The 325-nt window shown below is 48.6% G+C and carries 1 protein-coding gene; it reads right to left on the bottom strand.

Features of this window, described 5'->3' with window-relative positions; genetic code table 11:
- Positions 1–39 precede the first annotated feature (39 nt).
- The coding region (locus NR126_RS28630; protein ID WP_256832520.1) for a hypothetical protein at positions 40–325 on the bottom strand (286 nt) is incomplete at its 5' end.

The raw sequence follows: 325 nt of genomic DNA, 5'->3' as shown, positions 1-325 counted from the left end.
GGACCCAGTGATTAACAGTCACTTGCTCTACCAACTTATCTATCGCGGAATTCGCCGTATCTTACTTATTACCCCTAACAATTCACCCACCAAATTATTCTTTTTCTCCTTCTCCCTCCTTTCTTCCTCCTCCTCCTTTCCTTTTTCCTCTCCTTCTTTTTTCTTCCCTCTCCTTTTCTTCCCTTTTCCCCCTCCCCCCCTCCCTTCCTCCTCTTCCTCCTCCCTTTTCTCCTTTCCTTCCTTTTCCTCCTCTCTTCTCCTCTTCTTTTCCCCCTCCTCTTCTTCCCTCCCTTCTTTCCTCTCCCCCCCTCTTTTTCTTCCCGCC

The sequence above is a fragment of the Pseudomonas sp. Pse1 genome (genome assembly GCF_024519635.1).
Lineage (GTDB): Bacteria > Pseudomonadota > Gammaproteobacteria > Pseudomonadales > Pseudomonadaceae > Aquipseudomonas.
This window is presented reverse-complemented; position numbering and strand designations above follow the sequence as displayed.